Source organism: Prochlorococcus sp. MIT 1342 (assembly GCF_047304495.1).
Lineage (GTDB): Bacteria > Cyanobacteriota > Cyanobacteriia > PCC-6307 > Cyanobiaceae > Prochlorococcus > Prochlorococcus marinus_D.
Genome location: NZ_CP138957.1, coordinates 1,397,416 through 1,410,882, shown reverse-complemented (window position 1 = coordinate 1,410,882; position 13,467 = coordinate 1,397,416). Strand labels below are relative to the sequence as shown.

The window sequence follows — 13,467 nt, the reverse complement described above, 5'->3', positions numbered from 1 at the left end:
TGTTAGTTTTTGCTTCATGGCAGAGTTGTCTTTAGATTGACGATAAGATCATCTGATGGACCAATAAGCCGCAAGTCAAGTAGAGCCTACATCTCAATGCAAAATCGCAGCTTTCAGATGAAAATGCGATAGCGGCTTCTTTTCATGACTGATGAGCAGTCTCTCTTGCTAGTTGAGCCACTTTTACAGGAAAGGTGTTAAAAGTATGAGTTGAGCCACACAACCTCCTGTTAAAACATTGATAACTTGCATCCAATCGAAAATAACTGAGCTGGATATTGAGTTTTAATCAAGTCAACCGAGAGGGTGCGCATTGGTTCATGTCCTTCCCTGCGGCCTGCTTGTTTGATCTCGATGGAGTGTTGTTGGATACTGAACCTCTACATGCTCAGGCCTGGTCTCAAACAGCTGCTGTCTTTGCTACCAGTCTCAGTACAAGTCAGTTGTTGATGTTAAAAGGTCGGCGTCGGCTTGATTGTGCTCAGCTGGTCAACAACTGGTTGAACAGCCCGGTAGGGATCGAACAGCTCTTAGCCGTGCGCCAGCCGATCGCAAAGCATCTGCTCAGTCAGGCCAAAGCCATGCCTGGAGCGGAGGAATTGGTTCGCTGGTGCTACGACCACAGGCTGCCAATGGCCATGGCCTCCAGTAGTACGGCCGATGCCGTGGCATTTAAAAGTATCCATCACAGCTGGCTTGCACAGATTCAGACTCGAGTTCTTGGCGATGATCTATCTCTTACAGCAGGCAAACCCGCTCCAGATCCTTATCTGCTTGCCGCGCGGCGGCTGGCGGTCAAGCCGACTGCCTGTTGGGCATTGGAAGACTCTCAGGCCGGCACACAGGCGGCTCTAGCCGCAGGGTGTCATGTCTGGGTGCTGAGCGAAAACGAAGTCCACATCAATTGCGATGGCAAGTTTAAAGATGAGAATCCTCGTCAAATCGCTCAGTTAAAAACCGTTCTTGACCATCTCCAGCAGGCTTGGGATGCACTATGAAAAGCTCAGTAGAGACGGCTTAAAACAAAATCAGGTAGTTCCATTAATGCACGCTGGCAAGGTGAATCTGGTAGCCAAGAGATGGCTTCACGAGATTCCCTGGCAAAATCTTCAGCCAACTGACGGCTGCGTGAAATGGCCTGCGAATTACGCACCAGCTCAAGGGCTTGATCAAGATCGTCCTCTTCGCTGAACTCTCGCTCAATCAGACGAGCTAGAGCTAAATGCTCTTCTAGCGCATAGAGAGCCGGTGCCGTTAGATAGCCACTGGCCAAATCACTCGCGGCAGGTTTCCCTAATTGCTGTTCACTGCCTGTGAAGTCGAGGATGTCATCGACAACCTGAAAGGCGAGTCCAAGCTGGCGACCGAAGTGATGCAGTAATTTCTGATGCTCAACACTCTCACCACTGAGCACGCCGGCAGCCTGCACACTGTTGGCTATTAGAGAAGCCGTCTTGCAATAGCTCTTCTCCAGATATGTCGCAAATGATTGGCCTGTGTCATAGCGATAGAGGCCCTGCTTCACCTCCCCATCGGCGAGGTCCATGATGACCCGACTGAGAAGCTTGACCACAGCTAAGTTATCCAGATTAGCCAGATGCCAACTGGCCTGTGCGAATAGAAAATCACCTGCCAAAACCGCAACGCGATGATTGAAACGGCTATGAACAGTGGCCACGCCTCGGCGAGTGGCAGCCTCATCGACGACGTCGTCGTGAACAAGAGAAGCCGTGTGGATCATCTCGGTAATCTCCGCCAGCCGACGATGACGGGCCGAGAGATCACCATCGGAAGATAAAGCTCTTGAGATCAACAGCACAATGCCCGGGCGAAGGCGTTTGCCCCCGGCACTGAATAAGTGCTCTGCCGCTGCTTGAAGAATGGGATGACCGGCCCCAATCAAGCTGCGCAGATCAGTGAGCAGGGTCTCAAGGTCCAGCTCGACCGGCTGCAGCAGCTCAGTAACGGTGGCCATGGATTCCCTCGGTGGAGTGATCTTACGAGGCGTAGGCAGGACATTGCAGTGAAACCAACTCAACTTGAGGACGCTCGCCCAACCATGGCGTAGCACGTGTGGCAAAGCCCTCGGGATTGGCAGTCACGCAGAACCGTGTAGAGGTCAGCGACAGTGATGTTCCTAATGGGATCGTTGGGCTACCCAACAGAACATCCAGCTCGCGCGCCACACCGATAGCAGGATCAATCAAGCGCACATCTTGCGGCAAAATCTGACGTAAGATCGGTTCAAGAAGAGGATAGTGAGTGCATCCGAGAACCACTGCTTCCACCTGTGCAGCCAAGAGTGGATTCAGATACTCACGCGCCGCCTGATAAAGCTCCTCGCTGCTGAGTTGACCAGTCTCAATCAATGGCACAAAGGCCGGACATCCCTGCTCGACAACCATAGTGCCTGGTCGAGAGATCTCAATTTGTTTGCCATATGCGCCTGATGCAGCAGCAGCAGGAGTGGCCAGTACTCCCACACGCTCTTCCGAAAGCATGTTGGCTGCTGCCTCGATCAACCTCACGACAGGGATCCCTCCCGCAACCGCTTCAGCCACATCAGAAGCCAACGCATTGGTGGTGTTGCAAGCCATCACAACCGCAGTCACTTGCTGGTCTCGTAACCACTGGACAACCTCCTTGGCGATCACTCGGATTTCATGCGGCATGCGGTTTCCGTAAGGGACTCGGGCGGTATCACCGAGATAGAGGCAAGGCACCTGCCCATGGCGCTCCAGCACTCGCCTGAGCACAGTCAACCCACCCACGCCGCTATCAAATAATCCCAAGCGAGGCTTCAACGGACCCCCTGCAAATAGTTGAGGATGCCAGTAGCAATAGCCAGAGCCAACTTGCGGCGATGGGCTGCTGAAGCCAGCCGAGGAGCATCTAGCCGTCCTGTTAAAAAACCTGTCTCAACTAGGGCGGAGGGCATTGTGGTTCGCCGGATGACAAAGAAACGGCCCCGTCTGACCCCTCTGTTGGGGCTCCCAGGGGAGACGTTCAGCACCTGTTGCTGGATATGAGACGCCAACCTGGCTGAACGGGAATCAGAGAAATAGAAAGTTTCGATTCCATTGACCTGTGGTCTGGACATGCTGATGGCATTGGCATGAATGCTTACAAATGCAGTAGCACCTACTCGATTGGCGATCGCCACTCTTGGCGGTAGATCCACATCCACATCAGCCGTGCGGGTCATGATGACCTGCACCCCTCGAGCTTCTAATAGCTGGGCTACCTGAAGGGAAACATCGAGAACAACATCCGTCTCACGTAGACCGCGAATCCCTATGGCACCAGGGTCTGGACCACCATGACCAGGGTCAATGACAACTCTAAAGCGCCCGCGGGGGACATTCGGCAAACCAGAGGCATTGATAGGCGTCCGTGTGGGTGTAATCCGGATTCCAGGAGCCCATCGGCTTAAAGTTGATGCTGTCAGGTCTCCTTCACCGATAGGGCGAAGCCCGCGGGTCGGTAAGCCTTCGAAGTTGAGCTTCCAGCGGTCCGGAGAGGTTCCTATCAGCTTGAGCTGATTTGGATTCAGAGAGATTGATGGTTTGAACTCAATCACCAGTCGAGTTGAGCCAGGCGTTGGTTTCCCCAAACGAATCGCACGCACCGGCCCGCTACCCCGCAGGCTGCGGGAGCGGCTCAATTCTCCAGGAAAATCAATCCACACCTTTGCTCCTTGGGCCCCATCCGCTGGTTGAAAGAACGCTTCTAGACGAGCCCCTCTTGATGTACGCAACTGCAACACCCCGTCGCTTCCAAGTGCCCAGGCTGCTAAAGCACTTGCCGCTCTGGCCGGCAACGCTGCCAAAAGCAAAGGGATCTGCAAGGCACCAACCACCAGCAGGATGAGATGGCGGGATGGAGCCGAGGCCATTGGCTCAGAACAGTGCTGACTGCCGGTGTTGGAGGCTTGGCATTTGCGCGCGAATGCGACCAATGTGCGAGTTATCCACAGGAGCAATGGCTGCACCCTGACTCACTCCTGCATCAGCCAAGACGGTTCCCCATGGATCAATCACCATGGCATGTCCATGGCTCTGTCGACGGCTGTAATGACGACCTGTCTGGGCAGGTGCAAGCACATAGGAGGTGTTTTCGATGGCCCTGGCTTGAAGTAAGACCTGCCAGTGATCTTTTCCGGTGAAAGCCGTGAATGCTGCTGGAATCATCAATAACTCGGCGCCAGCACTGACGAGATGGCGATAGAGCTCAGGGAAGCGCACGTCGTAGCAGATGGATAGTCCCACTCGACATAGTCCTGGCACATCCACGACCGGGGGTAGTTCACGACCAGACGTAGTCGTGGCCGACTCCTGATAGGTGTTGCCTTCAGGTAGATCCACATCGAAGAGATGAATCTTGTCGTATCTCGCTAGCAGTTGACCATCACGACCGACCAATTCGGCTCTGTTGACCGTGTGATTGCTATCTCCTGAAGGTACAGGGAAGCCCCCGCCCAGAAGCACCACCTGGTAGCGCCTTGCCATGGTGACCAGAAAGCGGCTGCATTGCTCAGCTAAGTCTTGTGCCAGCTCCAGCCGTCTCTCGTCATCACCCATAAAGGCAAAATTTTCAGGTAATCCCACCAATTCCGCTCCACGGCGGGCAGCCAGTTCGATCTGCTCCTCGGCAGCAGCAAAATTGAGCTCTGGATCCGAGGTGCTCGTCAGCTGCAAAGCGGCTGCCAGAAAGTCGGTCACAGGGTTGAAACAGAGAGCGAAACTTTAGATCGCAGTGTGGTTTCAAGAGGCACAAAGGACTCCGGGTTTGACCTGAACAGGAACCACAGAAAGCCGATCCAATTCAGCACAACATCTGAAATCTGCATCGTGATCGCCAAGCCCAATTAAGCGTTGGCCATGGCTGGCTTGACGAAGACAGGCTTCTGGATCGTGCTTCCACTGCTGCCAAAGGGCTAGTGCAGCAGTGAGTTCGTCGTTCACGACACAAGCCTCATCAGCCGCAGCATCCAATAGTAAATCGGCCAATGCTCCGGCCGCCAAAGAGTCCTCCAGGGAGTAGGCCCCTTCCCAGCCACTACCAACAATCCAAAGTTGCTCAGGTGGATCCATTAACAAGTGGTCTGCAACAGCTTTGCGGTTTGGTAGTGCCAAAGTGAATAAACGCTGAACCCCACGCACTCTCTGCAACGAGCGCGTGCCGTTAGTCGTGCTCATAAATAGTCTTTTGCCAGCCACTTGCTCGGGCACCACAGCGACTGGGGAATTCCCCAGATCAAATCCCTCAATGCGCTGTCCGCCTCGCTCACCAAGCATCAAACGGGAAGACTCCGGCCATTGAGCGGCGCTCTGCCTCAGTTGGTCCAAATCAGCAAAGGTTTCAACAGCTTCGGCACCGTTGTTTAAAGCCCAGGCGATGGTGGTGGTGGCTCTGAGAACGTCGATGACGACAGCAGCATCAGGCTCAGCCCCCTGAGGCACATCCGCGGCCACATGGAAATAAGCGAGCTGCATGGCCTCGATAGGGAACGACGTGCGCCACAGTAACTAGATCATTTTGCTGGCTGTCTTACCAACCATGCCCCTGCTTCGTCCCGGACCTGCGTCCCAAGACATGCGGGACTTCCTAGCCCTACTTGAGCAACGTGGCCAACTCAGGCGGATCACTGCTCCCGTAGATCCAGATTTAGAACTCGCCGCTATTACTGATCGGGTGCTGGGCTTGGGTGGGCCGGCCCTGTTGTTCGAAAACGTGATTGGTTCATCGATGCCAGTGGCAGTGAATCTGATGGGCACCTTGGAGCGAGTGGTGTGGAGCATGGGTCTGGACAACGCTCAGCAACTTGAGGATTTGGGAACTCGTTTGGCTCTGCTGCAGCAACCAAGGCCGCCAAAGGGTCTGCAAGAAACCAGGCAGTTTGCAAGTGTGTTTTGGGATCTGATCAAAGCGCGACCAGACCTGGATCTCACACCTCCCTGCCATCAGCAGGTGCTGCGTGGAGATGCCTTGAATCTCGACAATCTGCCTTTGATCCGCCCTTGGCCAGGAGATGCCAGTGGTGTGATCACCTTGGGTCTTGTGATTACAAAAGACCCGGAGACGGGAGTGCCGAATGTGGGGGTCTATCGCTTACAACGCCAATCGCCAAAGACCATGACGGTGCATTGGCTGAGCGTTCGCGGCGGAGCCAGGCACCTACGCAAAGCTGCTGCCATGGGTCAGAAGCTTGAGGTGGCCATTGCTATTGGTGTACACCCTCTGCTGATCATGGCCGCAGCAACTCCGATTCCTGTGCAACTCAGTGAATGGCTTTTTGCTGGTCTTTATGCAGGAGAGGGTGTACGTCTCACTGGCTGCAAAACACTGGATCTGAAAGTCCCTAGCCACAGCGAAGTGGTGTTGGAAGGAACCATTACACCAGGTGAGGAATTAGAGGATGGTCCATTTGGTGACCATATGGGCTTCTACGGAGGAGTGGAGTCCTCACCATTGGTGCGCTTCCACTGCGTGACTCAACGTCGCGATCCGATTTTCCTCACGACGTTTAGCGGCCGCCCCCCCAAGGAAGAAGCGATGCTCGCCATCGCTTTGAACCGCATCTACACGCCCATCTTGCGTCAACAGGTGTCGGAGATTGTTGACTTCTTTCTACCGATGGAGGCCCTCAGTTACAAGCTGGCGGTGATTGCAATCGATAAGTCTTATCCAGGACAAGCCAAGCGTGCCGCGATGGCTTTCTGGAGCGCCTTGCCCCAATTCACCTATACAAAATTCGTTGTCGTGGTAGATGCAAACATCAACGTGAGAGATCCACGCCAAGTGGTATGGGCTATCGCTGCACAGGTCGATCCGCAAAGGGATCTCTTTGTACTTGAGAACACCCCCTTCGACAGCCTTGATTTCGCTAGCGAACATCTAGGGCTAGGAGGCAGGATGGCCATCGACGCCACCACTAAGATTGGCCCTGAGAAGCGCCATGAGTGGGGCGAGCCACTCAGCCGGGATGCAGATCTTAAAAGCAGGGTGGATGCTCGATGGCAGGAGTTGGGGCTGGAGGATTTGGGCAACGAAGAACCTGATCCAAGCCTGTTCGGTTATGTGATGGAGAGCCTTTGTCGTCAAGCGATGGTCAAAAAGACCTGAATTAAAAATGGACTGTTACCAAAAAACACTCGGCAGATATCGGCTGGTTGAGATGGTCCAAAAGAGACAAATTACACAGCACAAAAACAAATTGGAAATAAGCTCAAACGCTTGCCCATAAGATCGATCTGATCCGCGCCACACCCATTGAGCGTTACAAACACTGCCTCATCGTCACGTGAGCTTCGAGCAGGTGGTGGGCTTTCTGGAACGGTGCGAGTCCCTGGAGACAAATCGATTTCCCATCGAGCGCTGTTATTTGGAGCTATCGCAGAAGGGGTCACAACCATCGAGGGCCTTTTACCTGCTGAAGATCCCATGAGTACCGCCGCCTGTCTTAGAGCGATGGGAGCCACGATTAGCCCGATTCATGTCGGGCAAATAGTTCGCGTTGAAGGCGTTGGTCTCGATGGACTCCAAGAACCGCAAGATGTACTCGACTGCGGTAACTCCGGCACAACAATTCGGCTGATGCTAGGGCTGTTGGCGGCACGCAAGGGCCGCCATTTCGTGCTTAGCGGTGATGCCTCTTTGCGCCGTAGACCGATGAATCGGGTTGGCCAGCCATTAACAATGATGGGAGCCAAAATTAAAGGACGATCCAACGGCGACTTCGCACCACTTGCCGTGAGCGGTCAGAAACTTCGTGGTGGTGTCATCGGTACACCTGTAGCAAGTGCTCAGGTGAAGTCAGCCCTGCTGCTGGCAGCCCTTACAGCCGATGGCGCAACGACTGTGATCGAACCAGCCCATTCGAGAGACCACAGCGAACGCATGTTGCGGGCATTCGGCGCTGATCTCGAAGTGGGAGGAGAGATGGGTCGCCATATCAGAGTGAGCCCAGGACAAAAGCTTTATGGGCAAAATATTGTCGTGCCAGGTGACATCAGTTCCGCTGCTTTTTGGCTTGTCGCAGGAGTGCTTGTGCCTGGAGCTGAGCTCGTGGTGGAAAACGTTGGTTTAAACCCCACCCGTACCGGCATCCTGGAAGTGTTGCAGCAAATGGAAGCTCGCATTGAGGTGCTCAACCGCCATGAAGTCGCCGGTGAACCGGTTGGAGACCTACGGGTGAGGCAAGGACCGTTAAAGCCCTTCAGCATCAATGGGGACATCATTCCTCGCCTGGTCGACGAGGTGCCGATCCTGGCGGTGGCTGCTTGTTTCTGTGATGGTGAAAGTAAAATTACTGACGCCAGTGAACTGCGCGTCAAGGAAACCGATCGGCTCGCTGTGATGACCAGGCAGCTAGCGGCTATGGGAGCAGATATCGACGAACATGCCGATGGGCTCACCATCCGAGGGGGACGAACACTGCGAGGCACAGACCTCGATAGTGAAACGGATCATCGAGTCGCCATGAGTCTGGCGGTGGCTGCGTTGCTGGCGGAGGGCAATTCTCGCTTGACGGGTAGCGAAGCTGCGGCTGTGTCCTACCCCAACTTCTGGGATGACCTTGAGCAGCTGCATCGCTAATGCCGACCACTCTCGCCCTTTGGGGGCACTGACTGTTTTCCCAACGGCGGATGGTAGCTTCAGCCTGCATAGTGAGTACTTCGACGAAGCCTTCCACAACTCCGCCGGAGCGCTGAATGAAGCATGCGCGAAATTCGCACAACCGGCAGAGTTGACGCGCTTTAGTGGCGGACAAACTCTTCGGATCCTCGACGTATGCATGGGTCTTGGCTACAACACTGCGGCTGTGCTGGATGCCATGCCAACTCCAGCACCGAATGTGCTGTGGTGGGGTCTAGAGATTGACAGGCGACCACTGGAACTCGCTTTGGCGCAGACGTGGTTCTGTAGTGCCTGGTCAGCATCGGTCCACCAGAAACTTATTTTAATCCGAGATTGTGATGGTTGGGATCAGCCAGAGAGCAGGGGAACAATGTTGTGGGGTGATGCACGCCAAACGCTTCATCAGCTACCCCAAGATCAGCAGTTTGATTTGATTCTTCACGACGCCTTCTCTCCAAGTCGCTGCCCACAGCTATGGAGTGAAGAGTTTCTGCATGGCCTGGCCATACGATTGGCTCCAGGTGGGAGGCTCCTGACCTACAGCCGTGCAGCGGCCATACGTGCCAGCTTGCAGCGAGCAGGGCTGAAATTATTCTCGCTACTGCAAGTGCCCGGGGAGCGCGGAGGTTGGAGCAGTGGCACCATGGGGATGAAGCAGTTCAAGATCAGCTTTGGAGAGAAAGGGCCTGGTTGGCGGGCGCTTACTGCAATGGAACATGAACATCTACATACACGCGCAGCCGTTCCGTACCGCGATCCAACTGGAGAAGATCAGGCAGAAGTGATCCGGAGGCGGCGCAGCACTGAACAACAGCTCTGCGGATTAGAGGCGACCAATACCTGGCACCACCGTTGGACAGCCAAGCAAAGGCATGGTTGACTCTTGTAAGGAAGAAACGAGTGAAAATTAGAATAGATAAGACTTGAAAGAGATTGTTTAGAGTCATTCTTGAATCCTTCCAACTCAACGCAAGTTCATTCTTTACAGCTGATTAATCCCAAAGGAGATGTTGTTGCAGCGTTTGATTTAATTGATCCTCTTTTACTGGGTGATTCATACCAATGACTGGCAGCTTGCTTTCACCTGAGATTGTTGACCATGATCTATAGGATTGCTTGAACAATGACTCATCAATATGACGCATCAATAAGGAGGCTTTTTATGTGGGATCATCGTGTGCTTCATTGCCAGCAAAGTGCCAGTGCTAGTGAAAGTAGAAACTTCTCTGGCGCTCTTCTGGCTGAATCATCACCGCTAGAAGCTGAGCTGATCCTGCTTAAAGGCTGTTAACTGCAGTGAAGTTGTCGGAATTCAATTAGATTCCGGCCGATTCGCCATTCGCTCCATGCTTGCCGTCGCCATCTTGGCTGCTGGGAAGGGCACCCGCATGAAGAGCTGCCTGCCGAAAGTCTTGCAACCGCTCGCAGGTTCCACATTGGTTGAGCGGGTGTTGACCAGTTGCTCGGGCCTTCAACCTCAACGGCGTTTGTTGATTGTTGGCCACCAGGCGCAAGAGGTGCAACAGCAGCTCACTGATTGGCAAGGCTTGGAGTTTGTTGTTCAACAACCTCAGAACGGAACAGGTCATGCGGTGCAGCAAGTACTGCCCGTATTGGAGGGCTTTGATGGCGAGCTTTTGGTTCTCAATGGCGATGTCCCATTACTTCGACCAAGCACGATCGAACACTTGGTGAACGAACATCGCTCAAGTGGTGCCGACGTCACGCTGCTAACAGCCCGACTCGCAGATCCCACGGGCTATGGCAGGGTGTTTTCAGATCAACAAGGCCGCGTAAGCAGCATCGTTGAACATCGCGACTGTAGTGACGAACAGCGCCACAACAATCTCACTAACGCAGGCATCTACTGCTTCAATTGGAAGAAATTGGCCGCAGTACTACCCCAACTTTGTAGTGATAATGATCAAGGTGAGCTCTATCTCACCGACACTGTGGCCTTGCTACCTATTGCGATGCATGTAGAGGTGGCTGATCCCGATGAGGTGAATGGCATCAACGATCGTTGCCAACTTGCCAACTGTGAGGCGCTGCTTCAAGAACGGCTACGTAACCATTGGATGAAGGAAGGGGTCACTTTTACTGACCCTGCTAGCTGCACGCTTAGTGAAGACTGTCAGTTCGGTAGAGATGTGGTCATTGAACCCCAAACCCATTTGCGGGGCTGCTGCAACATTGGCGATGGCTGCCAGCTTGGCCCAGGAAGCTTGATTGAGAATGCCGAACTTGGCCATGGAGTCAGCGTTCTTCATTCCGTTGTATGTGATGCCAAAGTGGGAAATGAGGTGGCTATTGGCCCTTTCTCACACCTACGCCCTGGTGCAGGCATCGCTGATCAATGCCGTATCGGCAACTTTGTGGAGATTAAAAAAAGCCAAATTGGCGAGGGTTCAAAGGTGAATCACCTCAGTTATATCGGTGACGCACACCTTGGTCGCCATGTCAATGTCGGGGCCGGTACGATCACTGCAAATTACGACGGTGTGAGAAAACATCTCACCGTGGTTGGTGATAACAGCAAAACAGGGGCGAATTCCGTTTTGGTGGCGCCGATTGTTTTAGGGTCGGACGTGACAGTAGGAGCTGGCTCCACTCTCACTAAAGATGTTCCCAATGGTGCTCTCGCCCTTGGCCGCTCCAAACAACTGATTAAAAATGGTTGGCAGTGAAACGAGAGGATTAAGGCTTAGCCCTCTTAGAGCAATGGGATCAATTTCTCTAGAGCGACACCACGACTAGCCTTAAGCAGAACCACATCGCCGGCCTCAAGCCAAGCCTGCAATGGCTGAGCAGCCTGCTCTGGGTTGGCAACAACGGCCAAATGCGGCAAGGACCCTGCTGCTGTTGCCATGGCCTCAGCCTCAGCGCCTGCAGCAACGACGACGAGTCCATCTAAACCAACTTGTACCGCCCGCTCAGCAACTTGGCGATGCAAAGCCACGCTCTGGTCTCCTAGCTCTAGCATGGTTCCGAGGACTGCAAAGTGACGTCCCGGTTGAATTGCTAATAGTTCCAATGCTGCTTGCACGGCTTCCGGCGAAGCGTTGTAGGTCTCGTCTAGAACAGTGAAGTTGCCAACTTTTAGCCGTCGACTACGGCCACCAGGAACGTCTACTTTTAGATTGGATAGCGATTCCTTGCAGACATCTAATTCACGGGCAACTGCGAGTGCCAGCATCAAATTGCAAGCGTTATGCATCCCTTCTAAAGGCAGGGTGTAGGCATTTCCTTCTAGCAATAGTTCACCCTTGGCCAGGTCAACGCAGCCAACGAGATCAGCCTTGGGTAGAGGTCTTCGATGCAGATCTGCAATCTCTGGTGGCTCTAATTGTTGATTGTCTTGAACTGCCACGCGGATCACCCGCCCCCGCCAGATCCGTTCAAGAGCATCTTCCAGGAGCGAATCCCCTGCTGGGATGACGATCACTCCTCTGGGATTCAGGCAAGTGGTGATCTCACACTTGGCGGAAGCAATCGCCGCACGACTACCTAAACGACCGACGTGTGCATTGCCGATATTGGTGATCACAGCGAAGTCTGGTTGGGTGCAACAGGAGAGACGCTCTATTTCCCCAATTCCACGCATCCCCATCTCCACCACAACTGCGCCATGATCTGAATGAGCCTGCAACAAGGTGAGCGGAACACCCACGTCGTTGTTGTTGTTGCCTGCACTTGCCAAGATCTCACCAAGGGGTTTGAGTGCAGAGCGGATCAACTCCCGAGTCGTGGTTTTTCCTGCTGAACCTGTGACGGCAACCACCGGTACATTCAACTGACGGCGATGCAGCAACCCCAGTTGCTGATAAGCCTCGAGAGTGTCTTCCACAATCCAATGGGGGAGACCCTCGGGCACTGGATGATGATCTTTGCGAGCCACCACAGCCGCCTGGGCCTCAAGCTTCAGAGCTTGAGCAAGAAAGGCATGGCCATTGAAATGCTCCCCCACCAACGGCACAAAGAAGCTGCCTTCGCTCAACTGACGACTGTCTGTGCAGATCGGACCAACAGCTTGGTCAAGATCTAGGTCAGACGCGTGAACATGCATCGGAGCACCCCAAAGCTCGACCAGCTGCCCCAGACGCAGTCTCATCAAGCCAAATCCTGATCGAAAATGATCATGCCCACACCCACTCTTGCTGTCCTGGCAAGCAGTTGATCATCCTCGCTTTGAAGTTGAAGTTCGTCATAACCGAGCTGTTCAGCAAGAGCCTGCCAACGATCGGCAAGTTCACGCTGTCGAGATGAATTGATGTTGTTCCAAACTGGACTAAGCCTCAACACAAGATCATTGTCCAGGGGTCTTGGTTCGGCTGCAAGAAGCAAGCCACTGGGGAGATCATTGTCTGCCAGCATCGTTAAGAGAGGCTCAAGCTGAAGAGGTACAGCTAAAGGCGCTGAAAGTTGTGTGGATTCCAGTTCAGAAGGCTCCGACAACGCTGCAACAGGTTCTGACTCCGCAGTGGAGGGGCTAGACATCACAGCCAATGCAGCTGAATTGCTGGGATACGTCTCTGCAGGATCTAGTTGTGCCACAGCTGCAGGTTGGTCAATCAGCAGACTGCTGAGGAACACTCCCAAGACCAGTACTGTTGCAAGCGTCAATGGCCAGAACATTGGTGCCATTGCAGAAGGCCAGAACCTTGGTGTGGAGAATTCGCCTTGCCGGTTGAGACGCCAGAGTTGCCTGAGTCGCAGACCAAGGTCTGCGAAGACATCACGAAATCCCTCTCGCAGGGATACCCAGGGATTGGTATAGGGGACTGGGAGTCGTCCCGTTTGCTTCTCTGGCCGGGGCGACTTTCCCAT

Annotated in this window: 12 protein-coding genes; 5 read left to right on the top strand and 7 right to left on the bottom strand. The window is 53.9% G+C overall.

What is annotated here, in order from left to right; genetic code table 11:
- The first annotated feature begins 320 nt into the window (after nucleotides 1-320).
- Entirely contained in the window at nucleotides 321-998 is a 678-nt protein-coding gene (locus SIB79_RS07270; RefSeq protein ID WP_063403497.1) for an HAD family hydrolase, read from the top strand.
- A gap of 5 nt (nucleotides 999-1,003) precedes the next feature.
- Here SIB79_RS07270 and sds read toward each other — a convergent pair whose 3' ends face one another.
- The 5 genes from sds to SIB79_RS07245 are packed head-to-tail and all read right to left on the bottom strand — an operon-like array spanning nucleotide 1,004 to nucleotide 5,495.
- Nucleotides 1,004-1,975 (bottom strand): solanesyl diphosphate synthase, encoded by a 972-nt coding sequence (gene sds / locus SIB79_RS07265; protein WP_063403332.1) that lies wholly within the window; start codon nucleotides 1,973-1,975, stop codon nucleotides 1,004-1,006.
- A gap of 22 nt (nucleotides 1,976-1,997) precedes the next feature.
- Nucleotides 1,998-2,804 (bottom strand): glutamate racemase, encoded by an 807-nt coding sequence (murI, locus tag SIB79_RS07260; RefSeq protein ID WP_063403331.1) that lies wholly within the window; start codon nucleotides 2,802-2,804, stop codon nucleotides 1,998-2,000.
- The gene (locus SIB79_RS07255; protein WP_063403330.1) at nucleotides 2,801-3,895 is read right to left on the bottom strand and encodes an N-acetylmuramoyl-L-alanine amidase; all 1,095 of its coding nucleotides are present in this window, start codon (nucleotides 3,893-3,895) and stop codon (nucleotides 2,801-2,803) included. Before SIB79_RS07255 ends, murI begins: the two co-directional genes overlap by 4 nt.
- A 4-nt stretch (nucleotides 3,896-3,899) precedes the next feature.
- The gene (locus SIB79_RS07250) at nucleotides 3,900-4,721 is read right to left on the bottom strand and encodes a carbon-nitrogen hydrolase family protein (RefSeq protein WP_011129774.1); all 822 of its coding nucleotides are present in this window, start codon (nucleotides 4,719-4,721) and stop codon (nucleotides 3,900-3,902) included.
- Between the two features lie 42 nt (nucleotides 4,722-4,763).
- Complete coding sequence (locus SIB79_RS07245) at nucleotides 4,764-5,495, bottom strand: 2-phosphosulfolactate phosphatase family protein (RefSeq protein WP_063395464.1); 732 nt, start codon at nucleotides 5,493-5,495, stop codon at nucleotides 4,764-4,766.
- 64 nt (nucleotides 5,496-5,559) lie between these two features.
- Here SIB79_RS07245 and SIB79_RS07240 point away from each other — a divergent pair, with 64 nt between their 5' ends.
- The 4 genes from SIB79_RS07240 to glmU all read left to right on the top strand — a co-directional run bounded on the left by SIB79_RS07240 (nucleotide 5,560) and on the right by glmU (nucleotide 11,327).
- Nucleotides 5,560-7,125, top strand: coding sequence for a UbiD family decarboxylase (locus tag SIB79_RS07240; protein ID WP_063403329.1), 1,566 nt, complete (start codon nucleotides 5,560-5,562; stop codon nucleotides 7,123-7,125).
- A gap of 147 nt (nucleotides 7,126-7,272) precedes the next feature.
- On the top strand, nucleotides 7,273-8,598 hold the full coding sequence (gene aroA / locus SIB79_RS07235; RefSeq protein ID WP_063403328.1) for a 3-phosphoshikimate 1-carboxyvinyltransferase: 1,326 nt from the start codon (nucleotides 7,273-7,275) through the stop codon (nucleotides 8,596-8,598).
- The gene (locus SIB79_RS07230; RefSeq protein WP_063403327.1) at nucleotides 8,573-9,520 is read left to right on the top strand and encodes a tRNA (5-methylaminomethyl-2-thiouridine)(34)-methyltransferase MnmD; all 948 of its coding nucleotides are present in this window, start codon (nucleotides 8,573-8,575) and stop codon (nucleotides 9,518-9,520) included. Before aroA ends, SIB79_RS07230 begins: the two co-directional genes overlap by 26 nt.
- Before the next feature lie 466 nt (nucleotides 9,521-9,986).
- Nucleotides 9,987-11,327, top strand: a complete 1,341-nt coding sequence (gene glmU / locus SIB79_RS07225; protein ID WP_063403326.1) for a bifunctional UDP-N-acetylglucosamine diphosphorylase/glucosamine-1-phosphate N-acetyltransferase GlmU — start codon at nucleotides 9,987-9,989, stop codon at nucleotides 11,325-11,327.
- A 26-nt stretch (nucleotides 11,328-11,353) separates the two neighbouring features.
- On the opposite strand, the gene SIB79_RS07220 is transcribed toward glmU, so the two are convergent.
- Both SIB79_RS07220 and SIB79_RS07215 read right to left on the bottom strand, forming a co-directional pair.
- Complete coding sequence (locus SIB79_RS07220) at nucleotides 11,354-12,751, bottom strand: UDP-N-acetylmuramoyl-tripeptide--D-alanyl-D-alanine ligase (protein ID WP_063403325.1); 1,398 nt, start codon at nucleotides 12,749-12,751, stop codon at nucleotides 11,354-11,356.
- A complete protein-coding gene (locus SIB79_RS07215) occupies nucleotides 12,751-13,467 on the bottom strand; it encodes a hypothetical protein (RefSeq protein ID WP_063403324.1) in 717 nt (238 codons plus the stop codon). Before SIB79_RS07215 ends, SIB79_RS07220 begins: the two co-directional genes overlap by 1 nt.